The organism is Bradyrhizobium sp. SHOUNA76 (genome assembly GCF_023006445.1).
Lineage (GTDB): Bacteria > Pseudomonadota > Alphaproteobacteria > Rhizobiales > Xanthobacteraceae > Bradyrhizobium.
Genome location: NZ_JALBHA010000060.1, coordinates 1 through 21,387 on the forward strand (window position 1 = coordinate 1; position 21,387 = coordinate 21,387).

A 21,387-nucleotide genomic window follows, 5' to 3' on the forward strand; every position below is an offset into this window, starting at 1 on the left:
GACCGGCCTCACCACGCGGGCCACCGAAGCGGAGCGCGATCGGGATGGCCGGGTGATTGGCTTGGGGCGGCTAGCTTGCGGCGCCTCGACCGTCACCGCGGGAATCGCTTCCGAGGCAGCCTGGGCGAGCGCGCCTGAACCGATCGGGGACACCAGTCCGATAAGCACGGGCAAGCCCGCGCTCCCGATCGCACGAATGCGTAACATCTTGAATTCCTGACATCCGGCACGTCGGCCGGTCTATTGAACACGCGATCGGCACGGCAAGGGCACGTGCCAACGGTTCGGTTTGTCGCTACGTCAGGAAAGATGAGGTGGGGCGCGCGCCTGCGCGCTCGTGCCCGCATGAACGGCGATCGCAAGGGCATCCGCCGGATGCCACACCACGGGTTCGGCATGGCGGAAGGGTATTTGGAGTACCGCATGCTTCGGCGAATCGGGCGACGCACCGGCTTGGCCCAGACAACACAGGGCGCACGCGCCGGCATGCGCGGTCGGCGCGCCGGTCCGATCGTTCAGGCCGCCTTGATCGCCCCCACTGTGGCAGATGACGCCGGCAGACAGCGGATCGGCAACGGCGAGGCCCGTCGCCCAGCAGGCGGCAATCGGCGCCAGCACCTGCATCGCCAAAGCGAGCAGGACCAGGGGCAGGAATTTTTGTAGCCGTGCGCGCATCCGCCGAACCATTCGTTCGTCTGCTAACTAAACACCGTGCCGGCCCCAAGTCGAGGTCAGTTCCGCCGCCTTCTTGGCCCAGCGCAAATTAGGTCGAGAACCGTGGTCGGAGGAACCCACCACGGGACCGGGGTCGGGCATTGAGCCCCGTCAAACGGCCCGTCTCCCACAGATTTCTTAGATTTGTCATATACTTGGGGGCCAAAAGCCCGATCATTTCGTCATCTGCTCGAATTTTGAACATTCGTTGCCGAAAATGATGACAAGTGAGAAAAGTTGATCTAGCATCCCTCTTGCTCAGGCGCTGACCGCAAGGTCAAGGCCTGGTGGTCCAAGTCTCGGGAGGAGCCCCTGGCGCGCAAAACGCAGCGTCGCCCCGTCAATCAAGAGCAAATCTTAGAATCGGGGATAATAGGGTCGACACAATTTTTGAGCGGGGCCAGGGCCCCGCTCTTTTTTTGTCCGCGAGGCTGAAGCACCGATGAAGGCGTCGTCCAATCCGGTCGAAATCAGCTTCGAACTCGCGGCCTCGCACTGCGCGGATCTCACGCCCCTCGTCTACCAACGCCTGTTCGACGCGTATCCCGAAACGCAAGCGATGTTCCGCTCGGACGGCAGTGACCTCGTGAAGGGGTCGATGCTCGCGCTGACGATCGAGGCCATCCTCGATTTTTCCGGGATGCGTCACGGGCATTTCCGGCTGATTGCCTGCGAGGTCACCTCCCACGACGCCTATGGCACATCGCGCCAGCTGTTCACCGCCTTCTTCACAATCATCAGGGACACGCTGCGCGATCTGCTCGGCGATGAATGGTCAACCGAGATCGCGCAGGTCTGGGACACATTGCTCGTCGACATCGACGCACTCACCGGCGCGACCGGCTGACGCTTTGCGCTGCACCAACGCGGCTTGCTGCGATGGCGAGTGATTGCGGATTGAGTGGCACCAACTCTTGTGAGACACTTTCGGACATCGGTCGCGCAATCAATGACGCGCCGACGATAAAGTGTATGGGAGCGAGCGATGTCCGGGACGAAAGATTTCTCGACGACGAGGCGCGATCTTCTTCAGGCGGCCGCGACCGCCGGCGCCGGAGCGGCCCTCTTCGGCAGCATGGGTATCAATCCAGCACTGGCGGCCGAGGTCGGACGTAGCGAGAAGCCGCTGAAGGCGGCATTTTCCAATGCGGGCCTTCAGGCCACCTGGTGCGCACAGGGCAAGCAGGCCGCGGAGTTCTGGGGCAAGCTGTTCAACGTCGAGGTCACCTGGTTCGATGGCCAGCTCGACGCCGTGAAGCAGCGCGCGGCGATCGACAACATGGCCTCGCAGAAATGGGATTTCGTCGCGATCCAGGCCTTCGGCATCGGCACCCTCACCCAGCCCGTGCAGAAGATGATCGACGCCGGCACGCCCGTGATCGACATGGACACGCTGATTGCGCCGCTCGACCAGATCAACGTCCACTCCTTCCTCGCCCCCGACAACGAGTTCATGGGCGCCTCGGTGACCCAGGCCCTCTGCAACGCCATGGGGGGCAAGGGCAAGATCATCATGACGCAAGGCGCGCTCGGCCATACCGGCGCGCAAGGCCGCGCCAAGGGCTTCACCTCGGTGGTCAAGCAATTCCCGGGGATCGAGGTGCTCGATACCCAGCCGGCCGACTGGGACGTCTCCAAGACGGCGCGTCTGTGGGAAACGTATCTGACCAAATATCCGCAGATCGATGCGGCGTTCTTCCACAATGACGACATGGCGCTCGCCGCCGCCAACATCATGAAGGCGCGGGGCCGCACCAACATCCTGATCGGCGGCGTCGACGCCATGCCGCCGGCGATCCAGGCCGTGAGCGAAGGCCGCATGTTCGCGACCGTCCGCAACCCCTCCTGCCGCATCCATGGCGGCGCCATCATCGCGGGCGTCTCGGCCGTGGTCGGCGGCGAGAAGAGCGGACAGGGCATTCCCAAGAACGTCGTCACTGACGGCCCGGTCGTGACCAAGGCCAATGCCGCCGGAATGCAGTGGATGCAGGATCACTTCCTGATCTGAGCCTCCAAGATCTGAACTTTCATGTCAGAGGGTCGCTCGCCCATCCTTGAACTGCAGGGCATCACGAAGAGCTTCGGCGGTGTCGAAGCGCTTCGTGGTGTCGACTTCGCGCTGCTTCCCGGCGAGATCCACGGTCTCGTCGGCGAGAACGGCGCCGGGAAAAGCACGCTGATGAAAATCATCGCCGGCGTGCACACCGAGTTCTCCGGCCGCTTCTTGATTGACGGCGCGGAGACGCATTTCCGTTCGGCCCGCGACGCGCACGCGGCCGGCATCGCCATGGTGCATCAGGAGCTCTCTGTCGCGCCCGACCTCACGGTCGCCGAGAACGTCTTCCTCGGCAACCAGCCGATCAACGCCCTGGGCCTCGTGCAATGGCGGCGCATGGCGCGCGAGGCCGGCGAGCAGCTCGCCCGCTTCGGCATCGACGTCGATCCGATGAGCAGGCTCGGCGACTTACCCATCGGGCTGCAGCAGCTGATCGAGATCGCCCGCGTGCTATTCTCCCGCGCCCGCATCGTCATCCTGGACGAGCCGACCTCCGCCCTCTCTCCGCCCGAGGTCGAGCGGCTCTTCGCAACGCTCCGGCGCCTGCGCGAGCAAGGCACTGCCATCGTCTTCATTTCGCATTTCATCGAGGACATCCTGCGCGTCTCCGACACGGTGACCGTGTTCCGCAACGGGCGAAAGGTCGCCGAGACGGCGAGCGCCGCGACCAGCAAGGGCGCACTGATCGAAGCGATGATCGGCCGCGGCGGCGAGGCCCTCGAGCACAGCTACACCGACGATCTGATGTTGCCACAGCCGAGTGGAAGCTCGGTGATCCTGAAGGTCGACCAGCTATCACTCGCCCGCAGTCTTCAAGACGTCTCCTTCGAGGCCCGCGCCGGCGAGGTGCTCGGCATCTACGGCTTCATGGGCTGTGGCCAACAGGAGCTGTCGCGCATCCTGTTCGGCAAGCTGAAGCCGGACAGCGGCACGCTCGCGGTCGAGGGCAAGCCAAAGACCTTCGCCAGCACGGCAGCGGCCCGGCGGGCCGGGGTGGCATTGGTGCCCGAGAGCCGGCGCGACATGCTGTTTCACCAGGAGCCGGTCTACAAGAACATCTCGATCAGCATTCTCGACCGCATCTCGGCGCTGCTGCTGAAGCCGGCGCAGGAGCGCGACATTGCTCAGCGCCAGGTCGAGCAGCTGCAGATCAGGCCGCCGGTGGTCGGCCTCGACCTCGGCATGCTCTCCGGCGGCAACCAGCAGAAGGTCGCTCTGGCGAAATGGCTGACCTACCCGCCCAAGCTTCTGGTGCTGTGCGAGCCCACCCGCGGCATGGATGTCGGCGCAAAGAACGACGTCATCAACATCGTCCGCGACCTCCGCGCCAAGGGCCTTGCGATCATCGTGCTGTCGACCGAGCCGGAAACGGTGCTGTCGCTGGCCGACCGCATCCTCGTGCTCAAGCGCGGCGCAGTGGTGCGGGAATTCAAGAACGAGCCGGTCAGCAAGGACCGCCTGCTGGAAGCGGCGTGACGGAGAATCACCATGGCGAGCAGTGAAACGGTTCCGGCGGTGGGGCAGCGGGCGCGGGGCCTCGCGCCCTTCCTGCGCTCGCAGATGCGCAACATCGCCCCGTTCCTGACGCTGATCTTCCTGTCCGGCTTCTTCGCCTTCGCCAGCCCCTCCTTCGCGACACTGGACAATCTCGGCAACATCCTGACCCAGGTGTCGGTGACAGGCATCATCGCGGTCGGCCTCACCTTCGTGATCCTGTGCGCGGAGATCGACCTGTCGATCGCCAGCATTGCCAACGTCACCGGCATCGCGGTCGCCTACTTCACGCTCCAGGAGTCCTACGTCAACATCGCCAACGTGCCGCTGCCCGGCGCAGTCGCGATTCTACTGTCGATCCTGCTCTGCGCCCTGCTCGGCCTCGTCAATGCACTCGGGCTGACCGTGATCGGAATTCCCTCCTTCATCATGACGCTGGCGATGATGCAGATCGCGGCTGGCATCTCGGCGCTGCTGGTACGTGGCCAGATCGCCTACAAGGTTCCGAGCCTGATCACCACGCTCGGCTCGGGCTCGATCGGCGACATTCCCTGGCTCGTCATCGTCGCGGCCATCATGCTGCTCGGCGGCCATCTGGTGCTGACCTACACGCGCTTCGGCCGCTACGTCTACATGGTCGGGGGCAATCGCGAGGCGGCCGAATATTCCGGCCTCAATGTCAAGCTCATCCTCGGCGCGGTGATGGTGATCTCGGCGGTCTGCTCCGGCATCGGCGGCATGCTGGGCGTCGCCCATTTCGGCAGCGCGCAGCAAAACGAGTTCGACACCTATCTGCTCGACTCCATCGCCGCCGTCGTTGTCGGCGGCACCAGCCTGTTCGGCGGCCGCGGCGGCATCGGCAACACGATCGTCGGGCTTTTCGTGCTCGGCGTTCTCAACAACGGCCTCGATCACGTCAACATCGACAGCTTCCTGAAGATCCTGATCCGCGGCCTGATCCTCTTGGCAGCTCTGGTCATCAACGTCTATGCGCAGCGGCTGAGAGAAAAAGCGGCGGAGTAGCCTGCCCTCAAAACAAAAAGTGCGAAAACAACCCCATGCACAGTAGCCGGGGCTAGCGGAATCAATGGCTTGCCGGTGACGCGCAAAGGGTGACCCGTCATCCTGAGGTGCGAGGCAAGCGATGCGAACGCATCGCTTGCGGAGCCTCGAAGGATGAAGGCCGAGATGCAGCCGGGCCGTCGCCCTTCGAGGCCTCCGCTGCGCGCCGGCACCTCAGGGTGACGGAGAGAGAGAGAGAGCGAGGCTCGCTGTATCGATCCCGTCATTGCGAGCGCAGCGAAGCAATCCAGAATCATTCCGCGGTGGCAGCCTGGATTGCTTCGCTGCGCTCGCAATGACGATGTGGCGGCAGGAGGGCCGAACAACGTTGAGAACGTTGCTTAGCTCCCGGCGTTCCGGTCCGGCGGAAGCCGCGAAAATCTGAAATCGCAGTGGCTCGCGCCGCCGGCCAGCGTTTGCGTCCGCTCCAGGCGGATGCCGCGCGTTGCGTAGGCGTCGAAATCGAGCCCGCAGATGTTCGGGAGGATGTCCTTGTCTCCGTGGCGAGCGGCGAATTTGCAGAAGCCGCAAGCCTTGTAGTCGATACCGAATTCAAAGTGGTCACCCGGGCCCGGTTCGACGAAATCGTAGACGAAATCTTCCGGAAACGCGTCCCGATGGCTCTTCGTGATGCTTTCTGCGGCCTGCTCGCGGAGCAACGCCTGGTTCTCCGGCGACATGAATTGGCGCCCCGCAGCGAGACGTTCCGCCTCGGGCACCGCGAGCAATTGCGCCTTGTAGGTTTCCCGCTCGATGTCGCCGATCACAGCCAGCGGCACGCCATGTCGCCGGAGCACGCGGCTGATGGCCATGAAGCCCATGAGACGCATGAAGAAATCGCTCATCCGGCTTGCCGCGCCCCCGACATAGGGCATTTGGGTGAGCACGAGCTCGAATTCGTCCATCACCTCCCGCCGGATGGCGTTGGTATCGGACAGAAGGGCACGCTTGGACAACATCGTTTCGGCGAGGTCGAGCCGATGGCGCATGGCGGCTTCCATGGCACCGCGATGCGCTTCGTAAAAGGGATGGATCGTCTCAGGCATTGGGTGTTTCTCAATCGGGTTGGACTGTCACTTCATTCCGCGGCGATCGCCTCGATCTCCAGCAGCCATTTGCTGTCAACGGTCTCGACGATCACGACAGTTAACGCGGGCTGATGATCGCCGAGCACCGCGCGCCGAATGGTACGGTTGGTCACAACCTGGTTGCGGCCGGTCAGGAACGTCGTGACCTTGACCAGATGCGCGACGCTGAGGCCGGCTGCGGCGAGCACTTCCTTGACGTTGCGCCAGGCCTGCTCGCATTGCGCCTCGAAACCTTCGGGCACGGCGCCGTCGGAGCCTTCTGGGACCTGGCCGCTGATGAACAACAGGCGCCGATGCTGCTTCAGTTCAAGTCCCATGCTGTAGCCACCGGCGGGCGCATTGACCGTTGCAGGATTGTGGCTGACGATGTGAGCTGGGGACATGGGCTTCTCCGGGTTGCGGACCGAACCCTATCCGGCGGCGTCGCGGCGGCGCAAAGCATCAATCCTGCGGTTCAGCGCAAGAAAATCTATTGCAAGGCCGTGCTCCATCGGTGTCAAAGTGCGGCGCGATGACCTACGCCCTTCCCCCACTCAACGCGCTCCGCGCCTTCGAGGCCGCCGCCCGGCATCTCAGCTTCAAGCTCGCCGCGCACGAATTGCACGTGACGCCGGCCGCCGTGGGGCAGCAGGTGAAGGCGCTAGAGGCTCGCCTCGGCGTGCAGCTGTTCGAGCGGCTGCATAAGCAGCTCATCCTGACCGCGGCCGGCCAAGCCTATTTGCCCGGGATATCCGAAGGCTTTCGTCATATTGCCGAAGCGACGTCGCATTTGAAGCCAGCAGGTGCGGTACTGCTGCAATTGGGTGTCCATGGCAGCCTCGACCTGCGCCGCCTCGACTTGGCGGAGTTTCGCAGCGCGCATCCCGACATCGGTCTTCGGGTGCTGCAACCTGCCGGCCTGCACGAGCTGGTCGAAGGCAAGGTCGACCTGCTCATCGCCCGCGGCCTCGGCCACCATCCCGGCTATCGCTGCGACCGGATCGATGAGGGATCGGGTTTGGGTGATTGGCTGGTTGCGCCCGAAGGCACGGCGGACTGTCCCGAGGTCGTCAGTTTTCGCGAATGGCTGCGCGCCCTGCAGGCTGAGAAGCCGCGCGCAAGCCACCACCGTCCTCGCCTGGTGGGCATCAGCGGACGTTGAGGGGGCTTGCTGACTGGCCGTGGTTTGAGCCAGCGCGACGTTTGACACGTCGGGCGAAACAGGATCACAAATTCAACGTGACGCCGGCCTTATGTCTGGGGAAGCCCTGAGCTCGTGATGGCTGCAATCGATCGTCGAACCGTTCTCATGGGTGGGGGAGCCCTTCTCATGACGACAAACCCGCTTGCGGCCGCTCTATTCGAGTGGCAGTCGGTAACGCCGCCCGATGCAGGCTTTGCGCCTGATCTCGATGCGCGGCTCGACAAGCTGATCACGGACAATCGCGCCTGGGGCCTGCATGGCGTCGTCGTGACGCGCATGGGCAAGCTCGTGCTCGAACGCTATTTCGCCGGCGAGGATGAAGTCTGGGGCGCTCCTCGCGGCCGCGTCGCGTTCGGTCCCGACACGCTGCACGACTTGCGCTCGGTCACGAAGAGCATTCTCGGCCTGCTCTATGGTATCGCGCTCGATCTCGGCAAGGTGCCCGCACCTGACCAGAAGCTGATGGCGCAATTTCCAGACTATGCCGACGCCGCAACGGATCCCCGCCTCCAGCGTCTGACCATCGCGCACGCGCTGACCATGACGCTGGGGTTCGACTGGAACGAGGACATTCCCTACCAGGATCCGAACAACAGCGAAATTCAGATGGAGAGGGCGCCCGATCGCCTGGGCTACATCTTCGGCCGCCCCTTCATTTCCGATCCGGGCACGCGCTGGATTTACGGCGCGGCCGGCACCGAGCTCATCGGACATTTGCTGGTGAAAGGCGTTGGCCAATCGCTGCCGGACTTCGCTCGCGCAAACCTGTTCGAACCCCTCGGGATCGGTCCGACCGAATGGACCAAGGGATTCAACGGGCAACCCGCGCCCGCATCCGGCCTGCGCATGACGCCGCGCGATCTTGCCCGCATCGGCCAATTGATCCTCAACCGCGGGCAATGGGACGGGCGTCAGATCGTTTCGGCGGACTGGCTCACGAAATCGTTCCAGCCCTACGTCCCCTGCGACGAGCAGCGCCGCTACGGCTATTTCTGGTACAGCGGCGATCTGCAGTACGGCCATCCGCCGAACCGCCCGATCACGCATTGGATCGGCGGCTTCGGCTACGGCGGCCAGCGGCTGTTCGTAATGCCCGACCTCGGCGTCGTGGTCGCCATCACCTGCGGAAATTACGCCGACGAGAAGCAATGGATGCCGCCGATCCGGGTGATCCGCGACGTCGTATTGGCCGGGCTGAGGTGAGCGGCGCACTTCGAACTTCGCAGTTCACCGCAAGGAATGCCCCGTCATCCTGAGGTGCGAGGCAGGCGATGCGAAAAGCATCGCATGCGGAGCCTCGAAGGATGAACGGCCGAGATGCACAGCCGGGCCGTCGCCCTTCGAGGGCCGCTGAAGAAGCGGCCACCTTAGGGTGACGGAGATAGAGCGAGGCTCGCTGCACCGATCTCCTCACTCCGCCAGCACCTCACCGCATGCCCGTCGGCGCGCGTCTCCAGCGACGGCCCCGGCTCTCTCCGGCACATGTCTTCCGCATACCGACAGCGCGGGCTGAAGGCGCAGCCGTTCGGTGGGTTGAGCGGGTTGGGAAGATCGCCGCCCGTCGTCGCCAGCGGCGCATGTCGCAGCGGATCGGGGATGGCGGCGATCAGGGCTTGCGTGTACGGGTGCGCCGGGCGTTCGAAGATCTCGCGCCAGTCGCCATTCTCGACGATGCGGCCGAGATACATCACTGCGACGCGGTCGCTCATGTGCTCGACGACGCCGAGGTCGTGGCTGATCATGATGTAGGAGAGGCCGAGCGTCTCCTTCAACTCCAGCAGCAGATTGATGATTTGGGCGCGGATCGAGACATCGAGCGCCGAGACCGGCTCGTCGCAGATGACGATCTTGGGGTTGAGGATCAGGGCACGGGCAATGCCGATACGCTGGCGCTGGCCGCCGGAGAATTCATGCGGGTAGCGGCCCGACTGTTCCGGCCGCAGGCCCACATGTCGCAGCATGGTCGCGACGCGGTCCTCGATCTCGCTCTTTGCGGTCACGCCATGCACGCGCAACGGATCTTCGAGCGTGCGCCGCACGGTCTGGCGTGGATTGAGCGAAGCGTAGGGATCCTGAAACACCATTTGCACGGTACGGGCCAACGCCTTGCGATCGCCGGATTGCCGGTTCGTGACGACCTCCCCGTCCAGCACGATGCGGCCGCGTGTCGGCGTCAGGAGACCAAGGATCGACAATGCGACCGTCGACTTGCCGGAACCGGACTCGCCGACGAGGCCGAGGCATTCACCCCGCCTCAAGCTGAGATCAACGCCGTCGACGGCCCGGAGCAGCCGCCGGCCACGGCCCAGCAAGCCGCCTCCCAGCGGAAAATGCACCGCAAGATCCTCGACGCCGAGGATGAGATCGTCGTCCGGCCTCGCCTTGCCCTGCACGACTTGCGGTTCATGCATGGTGATGACACCTGACCAGACCGCCCGCCTCGAGCGGATCCGTCTCCGGCGCGCGGGTCCGGCAAATATCGGTCGCCTGCGCGCAGCGCGGATTGAACCGGCAGCCATCAGGGAAATTCGTGATGGCCGGGACGACGCCCGCGATCTCCTTCAGCCTGCTCCGCCCGAGCGCGGCGCGGCTGCCGAGCCGCGGCAGCGAGGCGACCAGGCCTTGCGTATAGGGGTGCGAGGGCGCGCGGAAGATATCCGCCGAGCCGCGCTCCTCGACGATGCGGCCGGCATACATGACGGCGACCCGGCGGCAGACATTTGCGACCAGACCGAGATCGTGGCTGATCATCAGGATCGCCGTTCCTCGCTCCGCGCACAAATTCCGCATCAGCTCGATGATTTCGGCCTGCACGGTGACGTCGAGCGCGGTGGTCGGCTCGTCGGCGATCAGGAGATCCGGACCGCATGCCAGCGCGATGGCGATCATCACACGCTGGCGCATGCCGCCGGACAGCTGGTGCGGATAGTCCTTCACCCGCCGCTCCGGTGCGGGCACGCGCACGCTCGCCAGCGCCTCGACCGCCAGCTGATTGGCCTCCCGCCAGCTCTTGCCCTTGTGCAGCACGAACATCTCGGCGATCTGCCGGCCTACGGGTGAGACCGGGTTCAGCGCCGTCATCGGCTCCTGGAAGATCATGGCGATGCGGTTGCCGCGGAGCTCCCGCTGCCTGGCGGCGGAAAGGTGCTGGATCTCCCGCCCCTCGAACCGGATGATGCCACCGCCGATCGACAAGGGGTGCCGCAACAGGCCGATCAGCGATAGCGCCGTGATGCTCTTGCCGCAGCCGGATTCGCCGACGAGGCCGAACGTTTCGCCGCGGTCGATGCGAAACGAAACGCCCTCGGCTGCCGCAACGGCCCTGGACCCGTCATCGAGATCGATGCGCAGATCCTCGACTTCGATCAGCGGCGTGCCGGTCATGTCCGTCGGCTCCGCGATTGGGGATCGAGGATGTCGCGCAGGCCGTCGCCGAGCAGATTGAGGCCGAGCACCGTCAGGAAGATGGCGAGGCCGGGAAAGATCGAGAGCCACGGCGCCGTCGTGATCTGCTCGCGGGCTTCCGACAGCATGCTGCCCCAGCTCGGAAAAGGCGGGCGGACCCCGAGCCCGAGGAACGACAATGCGGCCTCGGACAGCACCGCGCTGCCCATGCCGAGCGTGCCGATGACGACGATCGGTCCGAGCATATTCGGCAGCAGCTGCGTGATCATGATGCGCAAATCGCCATAGCCGAGCACGGTTGCCGCCTGCACGTAGCCCTGGCTCCTGAGCGACAGCGCCGAGGCCCGTGCGATCCGGCAGGTGAAGGACCAGTTGGTCAGACCGAGGGCGATGAGCAGGCTCGTCAAGCCAGGTCCCAGCACCGCCATGATGGCGAGCGCGAAGATCAGCGATGGGATCGCGAGCATGACATTGGTCAGGGCGTTGACGACATCATCCCACCAGCCGCCCCAATAGCCGGCGCTCAGGCCGAGGGCCACGCCGATGACGCTGTTGATCAGCTGCGAGATGATGCCGACCGTCAGCGAGACCCGCGCGCCGTACACGACGCGGGAATAGATATCACGGCCCTGGTCATCGGTCCCGAACCACCAGGTCCAGCTCGGCGGCTCCTCCGCGTTCAAGAGGTTGGCGTCCATGACGGGATCGGTGTGCGCCAGCCAGGGCGCAAGCAGGCCGACGAAGATCGCAAGCGCGAACAACACCCCACCGATGACGAGATTGGCCCGGAGCTTCATGCGTATCTGATCCTGGGATCGATCACGCCGTAAAGCACGTCGATCAGCAGATTGATCGCGAGAAAGGCCAGCACCACCACGAGAATGGAGCCCTGAACGGCCGGAATGTCGCGCTGGAGCACGCTGTCGACCAGCAGCGAGCCGATGCCCGGCCAGGAGAACAGCTTTTCGACGACGACTGCCTGCCCCATCAGTCCGCCGAACTGCAGGCCGACGGTCGTGAGGATGATGACGAGCGCATTACGCATCACGTGCCACTTCACGACCCTGGTCTCGCTCATGCCCTTCGAGCGTGCGGTGCGGACGAAATCAGCGGTCATGATCTCGAGGACCGCGGCGCGCGTGGTGCGGGCGAAAAGCGCCATGGGCGAGACGCCGAGCGTCACGGCCGGCAGCAGCAGATATTTCAGCCCTCCGTCGCCATAGCCGAAACTCGGAAGCCAGCCGAGCTTCAACGCAAACAGATACATCAGCACCAGTCCGAGCCAGAATTTGGCAATGGAAAGGCCCGACACCGCCACGACCATGGCGAGCGTATCGACGATGCCACCGGGCCTAAGTGCTGCGACGAAACCCAGAGGAACGCCGATCACGACGGCAAACGCCATGGCGGTGAATATGAGTTGCAGCGTCGGCCAGGCCCGCTTGGCAATCATGCTCGTGACAGGCTCGCGCGTCCGGAACGAGGTCCCGAAATCACCGCTCGCGAGCTTGGCAATGTAGGCGCCGAAACGTACATAGACGGGGTCGTCGAGACCGAGCTGCTTTTTCATGCGCAGCTCGACCTGCGGATCTGCATCATCACTCATGCTCGAAGCGATGCTGCCGGGAACGACGCTGAACAGCACGAAGACCAGCAGCACGACGGCGAGCACGGTCGGAATGGTTTGCAGGAGACGGCGGAACAGGAACGAGAGCATCGGCACTTTTCCTCTCTCCCTCCATCACATGATGCGATGGAGGGAGCGCGACAGCGCGTGTCACTTCGCGGGCGAGGTCTCGTCGACCCAGAGGTCCTCGACGTTCTGATGGGTCAGCTCCGTCGCATTCAGCTGAACGCCCTTGAGCCACGGCTGCACCGCCATGACCGCCTTGTTGTAGTTGAAGAACCAGACCGGCGCCTCCTCATAGAGCAGCGCATTGGCCTTTTGCAGCAGTTGGATGCGCTTGGCGGGATCGTCGGCCTGCCCGGCCTCGTCGACGATCTTGTCGAAGTCGGCGTTCTTGAAGGTCGTGTAGTTGCAGGCCGGCTGCGGCGTCGACGAGTGGAAGCATTTGAGCGCAGCCTGCGGATCCGGCCCGCTCGCCTGGGAATAGATGAAAGCCTGGTAGTCGCCGCTGCGAACCACCTCCGCCAGCACCGCCGTCTCGACCTGCTTGACCTTGGCCTTGATGCCCACCTTGTCCAGCATCGGGATGACGGCTGAGACGATCGGCAGGCCCCAGCTTTCATTCTGGCTGGTGGTCCATTCAAATTCGAAGCCGTTGGGATAGCCGGCCTCGGCGAGCAGTTGCTTGGCCTTGGCGGGATCGTAGGGGTACGGCTTCATCGCCTTGTCGTAGGCCGGAGCGGTCAGCGGCAGCCAGCTGGTGGCGCGGTAGGCCTTGCCCTTGACCAGCTTGTTGATGATCAAATCGGTGTCGATCGCGTAGTTGATGGCCTGCCGGACGCGCTTATCGGCGAACGGCTTGAACGAGGGATTCATGCCCATGTAGCGCGTGAAGACCTCGGCGACCTCGACGATGGTGCCCTTGAGGGCGGCGTCGGATTGATAGGCGACGTATTGCGCCGGCCCCAGCACCGAGGTGTCGATCTCCTTGTTGCGGAAGGCGACATCGCGGGCCGCGGCTTCGCCCATGACCGACACGACGATCTTGTCGGCATAGGGCTTGCCGGGCTTGTAGAACCGGTCCCACCGCTCCAGCACGATGCGCGATCCCGGCACGTGCTCGACGAACTTGAACGGTCCGAGACCGATCGGATGCTGGATGAAGCTCTCCTTGGCGCCCTCGTCGGCGGGATAGATCGAGGTCAGCGCGGTGAAGAAGTAAAAGCCGGGATCGACCTTCTCGGTCAGCTTCATCTCGATGGTGAAATCGTCGATCTTCTTCAGGCCGGATATCTCCTTGGCCTGGCCCTTCTCGACTGCGGCCGCGCCCTCGATCACGCGGACATACCGCGCACCTGGAAAGGCCTTGGCGCCGTCCATGATGCGGGTGTAGGACCAGATGACGTCGTCAGCCGTCATCTTGCGGCCATTGTGGAAATAGGCGTCGTCGCGCAGCTTGAAGGTGTGAACGAGGCCGCCGCCGGAGACCACGTCCTCCTTGGCGAGTTCCAGAACCGGTTTGCCTTCCGCGGAATTCCAGATGTAGAGCGAGCGATGCAGCGCCTTGGCGTAGATCTCGTCCTGGGCGCGCTGTGTGGTGTGGATGTCGAGGCTCGTGAAACTCGAGCCATACGGCGCGGTCATGCGGATGGTTCCGCCCTTGCGTGGAGTCTGGGCCTCCACTGACCCGGCGAGCGCCAGTCCCAAACCAGCGACGATCGCAACCATCCTGAACATCATGAGTCCCCAACAACGCTGCATGCCGATCAGAGATTTGATCATTCGCAGCCCGTCGAATGCAAGCTTCGTTTTTGACGGCGACCAATGTCGGTTCCGGGAGGCCCGTTTTCAACGAGGAGACCTCCGAGACCGGGTTGCATCCCCGCAGCGATACAAGCCGCCGATTGACGCGGCGCGTCATCAGTCGGCCGGACCCGTGAACATTCTTCGCGGTCGACGCGACCAAGCTCTGGATCGTTACCTGAGCCCAGGAATCGCAAAAAATAGGGATCGCGGAAAACATGAAACGCCGTAAGCTAGGTATCCTGCTCGCCGGCAGCCTGGTCGCCGCGACGGCGGCGATGGCGATCCCGGTCACGCCGGATCCTGTCCGCGACCGCCCGACCAACACCATCCATATCAACTGGTCCCACACCACGCGGTCCAACGGGTATGTCGACGATACATGGTGGGCGCTCAGGGACCGTTGCGCCCCGGATAATCTTGGCGAGCGCCTGCTCTGCGATGCCATCGGGCTTTTGGCGGGGGCCACCAGCCGGACGTTCGAAGCCAAAATGTCCGACGACGTGGGCCTGCCGCTCGCCGACCGTTGGGGCCTGATGACCGCGAAGAATTCACCCTTCATCCGGTCGGCTCACGTTGAGACGCCGCTCGGTCTCCAGGCCGTGCTCGGCTTCTATCGCGCCGCACTCGAGCAACGCGGCTGGACTGAAAACGACGGCGCGGTCGTCGAGGCTGACAGGGCCGTCGTCGCCTTCACGACGTCAGATGGGCCGGGGCTGCTGCGGCTTGGCCGTCAGAACAACATGACGATCGCCGACCTTTCGCTGCGCAAGCTGCTGGCCGCCACGTCCGGCATCCGGCCGGCGCCGGACCGAGTGATGTTGTTGGTCGGCAACAAGACGGATGAAGCGGCCGATATCACCGTCAATGAGCGAAGCATCAGACTGGAGGCTCGCGCCGGAGAGGACCTGACGGATTCCGACGCAGCCGCTGACAAGCTGCCTGATAACCAGAAGATCGATCTGCCGCCGGGCAGGTACAAGGTCACGCTCAAGCTCGAAGGCAGCGCGGCGCAGCAGCGCGAGTTCGAGGTCGCGGCCGACGAGACCTGGGGCCTGCTGGTCGGTCCCGATGGGGCCCCGCTTCCGTTGCGGCTGTATTGAGGGCGCCTTTCTTCCCCCCGTCATGGCGAGGAGCATTTGCGACGAAGCAATCCAGACTCTTTCCGCAGTCGCAGTCTGGATTGCTTCGCTGCGCTCGCAATGACGGAGTGTGCGGGTACGCCTCTCACGACGTCTTCAAGCTGACAATTCCGGCTGCCAACCGCGCAATTTTCGCGCGGCTCCGGTGACGTGAGTGATCGTCCGAAACGTCCCCGCCTCCACCATCATCGCCCGCGCCAGCCGCACCGCGCGGGCTTCGCTGATGGCGCGCTTCTTCGGATCCTCGATCAGCTCGAAGTCGATGTTATGGGCGAGGCCGAAGATGCGGCGGATGATTTTTGCGGCGGCGAAGCCGACGGCATCCGTGAACAGGCGCTGCATGTAGGACTGCCGCTCGGCCTCCAGGCGCGCGGCGCCCTTCTCGCCGGCGAAGAGCGAGACCGGATAGACATCGCCCGCGGCGCCCGCGCGCCAGAGGTCGAGGAATTTGCGGGAAAACTCGTTCCAGACCTGCTCGACCGTCTCCAGCACCCAGGCCTCGAACGCGGCCCGCTCCCCCGGCGCGCGCTCGTGGCCACTCGATGCAAAATAGGCCATCAAGAGGTTGGCGAGCACGGCGCCGACGTCGAACCCCATCGGGCCGTAGAAGGCAAATTCCGGATCGATCACCCGCGCCTGGCTGTCCGTGACCATGATCGATCCGGTGTGGAGGTCGCCGTGCAGCAGCGCCTCGGGGCTTGCCATGAACTTCAGCTTGAGCCGGGAGATCGCGACATGCAGCTCCATGTCATCACGCAGGCTTGCGGCGAGCGCATCGAGATATGGCGCGGTCCAGCGGTTTTGTTCGGCGATACGGTAGGGATCGGTGAAGATCAAATCCTCGGTGATCTTGCATAGCGCGTGGTTGCCGGCGAAAGCCGCGATGCCCTCCTTCTTCTCGGCCGCGGACAGCGCGAGATCGGAGGTGAAGAACAGCGTGCGCGCCATGAAGGTGGTGATGTCATCGACGAAGCCGGGATATTGCGTTGCCGCAACCAGCCCCTTGCGCATGATGATGTGGGGCTCGAGCAGCTCCATCACCGTCAGCGCCAGACTCTCGCTGTGATGCAGCAAGGCCGGCACGAGGCCAGGCGCGAGCTGGGCCTGCTTCGACAGCGCCAGATATTCGTAATGGGCCCGCGACAGCGGCAACGGCCAGCTCTCGCCGACGAGGCGGACATAGGGCAGCGCCTGCTTGACGGCGACGCCGCCGCTCGCGCCCTTGACGATGAAGACGAGGTTGAGATTGCCGTCGCCGACTTCGGTGATCCCCCAGCCGGCCGGCTCGCCGCCGAGCAGCGCGGCGATATCGGGCAGGTCCGCGAGATAGTCCCGCAGGGCCGCCTCATGCAAAATCCGATAGTCCCCTGTCCGGTCCCCGTTCATGGCGATCCCATCCCACCTCTGGGCCGGATCCTTACTCCCGATGCTGGGAAGCTCGAGCCGATCGCGGCCATTCTTTGATCGGATCGTAATCGCAATCAATGCAGTCTGCCACCCGGCGCTTTTGGCTGTGCCGGTGAACAGGGAGATGGACGCAAGGTCGTGAGTATCGGGCGGCCAAGCTGGGACGCTTGGTCGCGAGCTAACGACCTGCCGATTAGGAACACAAGCGGGCCGAGACGGTTTTTGCTTTTGTGACCGTTTGAAGGAGCTGCCGATGAGCCGCGGAATGCCCTCCATGACTGCTCTTTTGGCGATGCTGGCCATCGCCGGATATCAGAACCGCGATAAACTGGCGGAGCTGCTGAAAGGCGCGGGCGCCGGCTCGACCGCTGGCGGCCAGCAGCCGCTTGGAGGCGTGCTCGGCAATCTCGGCGGCATGCTCGGCGCGGGCGGAATCGGGGGCCTGCTCAATGGCGGAATTGGTGAGCTCCTGGAGCGGTTCAACCAGAATGGGCAGGGCGAGATTGCCGATTCATGGGTGAAGCCTGGCCCCAATAAGGAAATATCCTCGCCGGAGCTCAAGCAAGCCATCGGCAGCGATGTCCTCGAGAAGCTCGCCCAGCAGACCGGGCTTTCTCAAGACGAGATCGTCACACGTCTATCCCGCGAGCTTCCTGCTGCCATCGACAAATACACGCCGGATGGACGTCTGCCCAACGCCTAGCTGCAACGGCTACTCAGAAAAGGTGTACACATGAGTCTCCTTTGGACCATCATCATCGGCTTTCTCGCCGGCGTGGTCGCCAAATTCATCATGCCGGGCGACAATGAACCGTCAGGCTTCATCCTGACGACCATTCTCGGCATCGTCGGCGCCTTCGTTGCTTCCTACCTCGGGCAAGCGCTGGGCTGGTATCGCCCTGGCGAAGGGGCCGGCCTGATCGGTGCCGTGGTCGGCGCGATCATCGTGCTGTTCGTCTACGGTCTCGTCGCCGGCCGGCAACGCCGCGCGATCTAGGCTCGCGCGGATCGTTACTCCCGCTCCAGGAAGCTCGAGCCGATCTCGGCCTTTCTTTTGATCGGATCGTAATCACAATAAACGAGGTCCGCCACCAGCGTGTAGCTGGCGCTGACGGTGTATTTGTCTGTTTTGACCGAGTTCAGGCCGATCACCGAGGTGCTCTTGCCGCCGTTCCACTTGAACGGCGTCGAGCTCTTGGCCTGCTCGCAGGCCATCACGGCTTCGTTGAAGACATAGCCCTCGACGAACGCCTTCAGCGTCCGCACCTGCACCGCCATCTTCCACTCGACATAGCCGATGGCGCCGAGACCGGCGACGATGAGCACAAGAAGCGCGACGACGATCCGCTGAAAAGTCATTTGGTCCCCCCGAAAAACAACAAACCAAGCGTGAAATTCTAAGCGCGCGAGGAGATGAAGCAAGGTGTGTCGACGAAGACGTTACACCTCTCCCCGGCGGGGAGAGGTGACACCTAGAACGGCATGCCCATGAGCTTCGACAGGCGCTCGATCGAGAGATAGCCGGCGTGATAGGCGAGCATGCCGAGGCCGTAGATGATGGCCGAGATGATCGTGGTCCAGATCAGCTTGCGGCCCATCCGGGTCAGGATCGGGGCGCCGGGGTCGGTGCCGGGCGCGCCGACGCCGTCCTCGTGCTGGCTGCGCACGCCGAACGGCAGCGTCACGAACAGCGCGACCCACCAGATGACGAAGTAGATCGCGATCGCGGTCGATATCTGGATGGCCATGGGACGGCCTTATGCCTGCTCGATTTCGACCAGCGCGCCGGAAAAATCCTTCGGGTGCAGGAACAGCACCGGCTTGCCGTGGGCACCGGTCTTCGGCACGCCGTCGCCGAGCACGCGGGCGCCCTCCTTCACCAGCGTGTCGCGCGAGGCGATGATGTCGACCACCTCGTAGCAGACATGATGGATACCGCCGTCGGGGTTGCGCTCGACGAATTTTGCGATCGGCGAGGCCTCGCCGAGCGGCTCGATGAACTCGATCTTGGTGTTGGGGAGCGTGGCGAACACGGTGATGACGCCGTGCTCGGGCAGCGGCACGGCTTCCGAGATCTGGGCGCCAAACGCGGCGCCGTAAATCCTGGCAGCCTTGACGGCGTCCTTGGTCGCGATCGCGACATGGTTGAGCCGGCCCAGCATGGTTCTCTCCCGTTAGACTGTCAGCACATGTACCAGACAGGGGGGCTTTTTGCCCCAATGTTCGTTGATGACGGCCCGGACAGCGCGTCGCACCGACTCGGCGAGAGCGTCCGCATCGCGGCGGCGCGCTCTCGGCAGTCCCTCGATCGTCGACATCACGGCGTCGAAGACGATGTCGTCGAAGGGCTCGCCTGCCCGGTTCTTCTCGGGGATGCCGACGAGATCGACCGCGGGATCGTCGGCGAGCTCGCCCTGCTCCGTCATGGCGATGGCGACGAAGGCGCAGCCGGAGAAGGCCATCCGCCGCCGCTCGACCACGGCGCGGGATTTTGAGTCCTCCAGGATCGTGCCGTCCTTGTAGAGACGGCCCGACGGGACCTCGCCAATGATGCCGGGATCGCCGGGGCCGAGCTTGACGAGGTCGCCGTTGCGGCAGACCAGCACGCGCGGCACGCCGGCAGCGCGCGCCAGCTTGGCGTGCTCGTGCAGATGCAGGGCCTCGCCATGGACGGGGATCAGGAGCTGCGGCCTGGTCCAGGCGATCAGGTCGCGCAATTCGTCGCGACGGGGATGACCGGAGACGTGGACCAGAGCGTCGCGGTCGGTGATGATCTCGACGCCCTGCAGGACCAGATTGTTGACGATCGAGCCGACCGCCTTCTCGTTGCCCGGGATGGTGCGCGAGGAGAAGATGACGCTGTCGCCGCGGTTGAGCGTGATCTCGGGATGGTCGTCATTGGCGATGCGCGCCAGCGCGGCGCGCGGCTCGCCCTGGCTGCCGGTGCAGAGCGCCAGCACCTTGTCCTGTGGCAGGTGGCCGTAGATGTCGGGCGAACGGAAATTCTGCACGCCGTCGAGATAGCCGGTCTCGCGCGCGACCTGAACCACGCGCTCCATGGCGCGGCCGACCACGACGACTTCACGGTCGGAAGCTTTCGCAGCGGCGGCCACCGCCTTGATGCGGGCGACGTTGGAGGCGAAGGTCGTCACCGCGACGCGGCCCTTGGCTGATTTCACGAGGTCGATGATGGTCCGGGCGACCTCGGCTTCCGAGGGCGAGCGGCCGTCGCGCACCGCGTTGGTGGAATCGCCGATCAGGGCGAGCAGGCCCTCATCGCCCAGCTCGCGCAGCCGCTTCTCGTCGGTGGGACGTCCCAGGGTCGGGGTTGGGTCGATCTTCCAGTCGCCGGTGTGCAGCACCGTGCCGGCCGACGTGTGGATCGCCAGCGCGTGCGCCTCGGGAATCGAATGCGCGACCGGGATGAATTCGACGTTGAACGGGCCGACATCGACGCGCCCGCCCGACGGTACCACCGTCACCGGGATCTTCGGCGCGTTGCGCTCGGCGGCGCATTTGGCCTCGAACAACGCGGCGCTGAACTGCGTCGCATAGATCGGGCATTTCAGCTTCGGCCAGAGATCGATGATGGCGCCGAAATGGTCCTCATGGGCGTGGGTCAGCACCAGGCCCATCAGGTTCTTGCGTTCCTTCTCCAGGAAGCTGATGTCGGGCATGATCAGGTCGATACCCGGCAGATGCTCCTCGTCGCCGAAGGAAACGCCGAGATCGACCGCGAGCCAGGCGCGCTGCTGGCGGTTACCGAGGCCGTAGATCGACAGGTTCATGCCGATCTCGCCCACGCCGCCGAGCGGCGCAAATACCAGTTCCTCGGGCTTCGCCATCACGCAGCTCCCACGGAGGCGACCCGGCCGAAGAACACCTCGCCCGCGGCCACCGGCACAAGGCGGCCCTCCGCGGTGCGGACGATCAGGCAGCCGGTGTCGTCGATGGTGTCAAAAATGCCTTCCAGCGTCGTCGTTCCCGTGTGGATCGCGACCTTCTCGCCGAGACCGGCGGCGCGCTCCAGCCACAGCTTGCGGATCTCGGCAAAGCCGCGGCCATTGTCCCAGATGCCTCGGAACTCGACCCAGGCGTCGGAGAGCGCCGAGAACAGCTCTTCCGCGCTGATCTGGACGCCAAGCGCGGCCAGCGACACTGCGGGCGTCGGCGTGCCCTCGGGTGCAGCGACGACGTTGGTGCCGATGCCTGCCACCACAGCAAGGCGATCCCCGATGGCCTCGGCTTCGAGCGCAATGCCGACCAGCTTCTTGCCACCGGCGAGCACGTCATTGGGCCATTTCAGGGCGTAGCGGGGACGGCCCTCGCCGAGGCGCAGCGCGGCCTCGAGGCTGACTTTCTCCAGCGCCGCCTCTTCGGCGAGCCCGGCGGCAAAGCCGAGCGTG

The 21,387-nt window shown here is 64.4% G+C and carries 23 protein-coding genes; 9 read left to right on the forward strand and 14 right to left on the reverse strand.

Features of this window, described 5'->3' with window-relative positions:
* Positions 1-300: 300 nt before the first annotated feature.
* A complete protein-coding gene (locus tag MOV74_RS10340; protein ID WP_246921059.1) occupies positions 301-687 on the reverse strand; it encodes a DUF2946 family protein in 387 nt (128 codons plus the stop codon).
* A gap of 469 nt (positions 688-1,156) precedes the next feature.
* On the opposite strand from MOV74_RS10340, the gene MOV74_RS10345 reads away from it, so the two are divergent.
* The 4 genes from MOV74_RS10345 (at position 1,157) to MOV74_RS10360 (ending at position 5,287) form a co-directional block, all read left to right on the forward strand.
* Positions 1,157-1,561, forward strand: a complete 405-nt coding sequence (locus MOV74_RS10345; protein ID WP_246921062.1) for a globin — start codon at positions 1,157-1,159, stop codon at positions 1,559-1,561.
* Between the two features lie 138 nt (positions 1,562-1,699).
* On the forward strand, positions 1,700-2,722 hold the full coding sequence (locus MOV74_RS10350; protein WP_246921063.1) for a sugar ABC transporter substrate-binding protein: 1,023 nt from the start codon (positions 1,700-1,702) through the stop codon (positions 2,720-2,722).
* 21 nt (positions 2,723-2,743) lie between these two features.
* A complete protein-coding gene (locus MOV74_RS10355; RefSeq protein WP_246921065.1) occupies positions 2,744-4,246 on the forward strand; it encodes a sugar ABC transporter ATP-binding protein in 1,503 nt (500 codons plus the stop codon).
* Positions 4,247-4,258: 12 nt separating this feature from the next.
* Positions 4,259-5,287 carry an ABC transporter permease gene (locus MOV74_RS10360; protein ID WP_246921067.1) on the forward strand — a complete coding sequence of 343 codons (1,029 nt, stop codon included), beginning with the start codon at positions 4,259-4,261 and terminating at the stop codon, positions 5,285-5,287.
* A 380-nt stretch (positions 5,288-5,667) separates the two neighbouring features.
* Here the strand turns inward: MOV74_RS10360 and MOV74_RS10365 are convergent, their stop codons facing one another.
* Both MOV74_RS10365 and MOV74_RS10370 read right to left on the reverse strand, forming a co-directional pair.
* A complete protein-coding gene (locus MOV74_RS10365; protein ID WP_246921069.1) occupies positions 5,668-6,372 on the reverse strand; it encodes an L-2-amino-thiazoline-4-carboxylic acid hydrolase in 705 nt (234 codons plus the stop codon).
* A 32-nt stretch (positions 6,373-6,404) separates the two neighbouring features.
* Positions 6,405-6,797: a RidA family protein gene (locus MOV74_RS10370; RefSeq protein ID WP_246921072.1), complete on the reverse strand. Its 393-nt coding sequence runs from the start codon at positions 6,795-6,797 to the stop codon at positions 6,405-6,407.
* 128 nt (positions 6,798-6,925) lie between these two features.
* Here MOV74_RS10370 and MOV74_RS10375 point away from each other — a divergent pair, with 128 nt between their 5' ends.
* Entirely contained in the window at positions 6,926-7,555 is a 630-nt protein-coding gene (locus MOV74_RS10375) for a LysR family transcriptional regulator (RefSeq protein WP_246921074.1), read from the forward strand.
* 168 nt (positions 7,556-7,723) lie between these two features.
* Positions 7,724-8,800 (forward strand): serine hydrolase, encoded by a 1,077-nt coding sequence (locus MOV74_RS10380; RefSeq protein ID WP_246921076.1) that lies wholly within the window; start codon positions 7,724-7,726, stop codon positions 8,798-8,800.
* Between the two features lie 164 nt (positions 8,801-8,964).
* Here the strand turns inward: MOV74_RS10380 and MOV74_RS10385 are convergent, their stop codons facing one another.
* Genes MOV74_RS10385 through MOV74_RS10405 form a run of 5 tightly spaced genes read right to left on the reverse strand, consistent with a single transcriptional unit; the run spans position 8,965 to position 14,369 of the window.
* Positions 8,965-10,008, reverse strand: a complete 1,044-nt coding sequence (locus MOV74_RS10385) for an ABC transporter ATP-binding protein (protein WP_246921078.1) — start codon at positions 10,006-10,008, stop codon at positions 8,965-8,967.
* Positions 10,001-10,981: an ABC transporter ATP-binding protein gene (locus MOV74_RS10390; protein ID WP_246921080.1), complete on the reverse strand. Its 981-nt coding sequence runs from the start codon at positions 10,979-10,981 to the stop codon at positions 10,001-10,003. The genes MOV74_RS10385 and MOV74_RS10390 overlap by 8 nt, the downstream gene beginning before the upstream one ends.
* The gene (locus MOV74_RS10395; RefSeq protein WP_246921082.1) at positions 10,978-11,799 is read right to left on the reverse strand and encodes an ABC transporter permease; all 822 of its coding nucleotides are present in this window, start codon (positions 11,797-11,799) and stop codon (positions 10,978-10,980) included. The genes MOV74_RS10390 and MOV74_RS10395 overlap by 4 nt, the downstream gene beginning before the upstream one ends.
* Positions 11,796-12,719, reverse strand: coding sequence for an ABC transporter permease (locus tag MOV74_RS10400; RefSeq protein WP_246921103.1), 924 nt, complete (start codon positions 12,717-12,719; stop codon positions 11,796-11,798). Before MOV74_RS10400 ends, MOV74_RS10395 begins: the two co-directional genes overlap by 4 nt.
* 60 nt (positions 12,720-12,779) lie before the next feature.
* Complete coding sequence (locus MOV74_RS10405) at positions 12,780-14,369, reverse strand: ABC transporter substrate-binding protein (protein ID WP_246921105.1); 1,590 nt, start codon at positions 14,367-14,369, stop codon at positions 12,780-12,782.
* Between the two features lie 281 nt (positions 14,370-14,650).
* Here MOV74_RS10405 and MOV74_RS10410 point away from each other — a divergent pair, with 281 nt between their 5' ends.
* The gene (locus tag MOV74_RS10410) at positions 14,651-15,535 is read left to right on the forward strand and encodes a hypothetical protein (protein ID WP_246921084.1); all 885 of its coding nucleotides are present in this window, start codon (positions 14,651-14,653) and stop codon (positions 15,533-15,535) included.
* A 135-nt stretch (positions 15,536-15,670) separates the two neighbouring features.
* Here MOV74_RS10410 and mtnK read toward each other — a convergent pair whose 3' ends face one another.
* Entirely contained in the window at positions 15,671-16,960 is a 1,290-nt protein-coding gene (gene mtnK / locus MOV74_RS10415) for an S-methyl-5-thioribose kinase (RefSeq protein ID WP_246921086.1), read from the reverse strand.
* Between the two features lie 274 nt (positions 16,961-17,234).
* On the opposite strand from mtnK, the gene MOV74_RS10420 reads away from it, so the two are divergent.
* Positions 17,235-17,684 (forward strand): YidB family protein, encoded by a 450-nt coding sequence (locus MOV74_RS10420; protein ID WP_246921088.1) that lies wholly within the window; start codon positions 17,235-17,237, stop codon positions 17,682-17,684.
* A gap of 30 nt (positions 17,685-17,714) precedes the next feature.
* Positions 17,715-17,978 (forward strand): GlsB/YeaQ/YmgE family stress response membrane protein, encoded by a 264-nt coding sequence (locus tag MOV74_RS10425; protein ID WP_246921090.1) that lies wholly within the window; start codon positions 17,715-17,717, stop codon positions 17,976-17,978.
* Between the two features lie 14 nt (positions 17,979-17,992).
* Here MOV74_RS10425 and MOV74_RS10430 read toward each other — a convergent pair whose 3' ends face one another.
* The 5 genes from MOV74_RS10430 to MOV74_RS10450 all read right to left on the reverse strand — a co-directional run.
* Positions 17,993-18,340 carry a hypothetical protein gene (locus tag MOV74_RS10430; protein WP_246921093.1) on the reverse strand — a complete coding sequence of 116 codons (348 nt, stop codon included), beginning with the start codon at positions 18,338-18,340 and terminating at the stop codon, positions 17,993-17,995.
* Positions 18,341-18,453: 113 nt separating this feature from the next.
* Positions 18,454-18,729 (reverse strand): DUF1467 family protein, encoded by a 276-nt coding sequence (locus MOV74_RS10435; RefSeq protein WP_246921095.1) that lies wholly within the window; start codon positions 18,727-18,729, stop codon positions 18,454-18,456.
* 9 nt (positions 18,730-18,738) lie between these two features.
* Positions 18,739-19,143 (reverse strand): methylmalonyl-CoA epimerase, encoded by a 405-nt coding sequence (gene mce / locus MOV74_RS10440; RefSeq protein WP_246921097.1) that lies wholly within the window; start codon positions 19,141-19,143, stop codon positions 18,739-18,741.
* A 12-nt stretch (positions 19,144-19,155) separates the two neighbouring features.
* Entirely contained in the window at positions 19,156-20,826 is a 1,671-nt protein-coding gene (locus tag MOV74_RS10445; protein WP_246921099.1) for a ribonuclease J, read from the reverse strand.
* The coding region (locus MOV74_RS10450; RefSeq protein WP_246921101.1) for a biotin--[acetyl-CoA-carboxylase] ligase at positions 20,826-21,387 on the reverse strand (562 nt) is incomplete at its 5' end. The genes MOV74_RS10445 and MOV74_RS10450, both read right to left, overlap by 1 nt.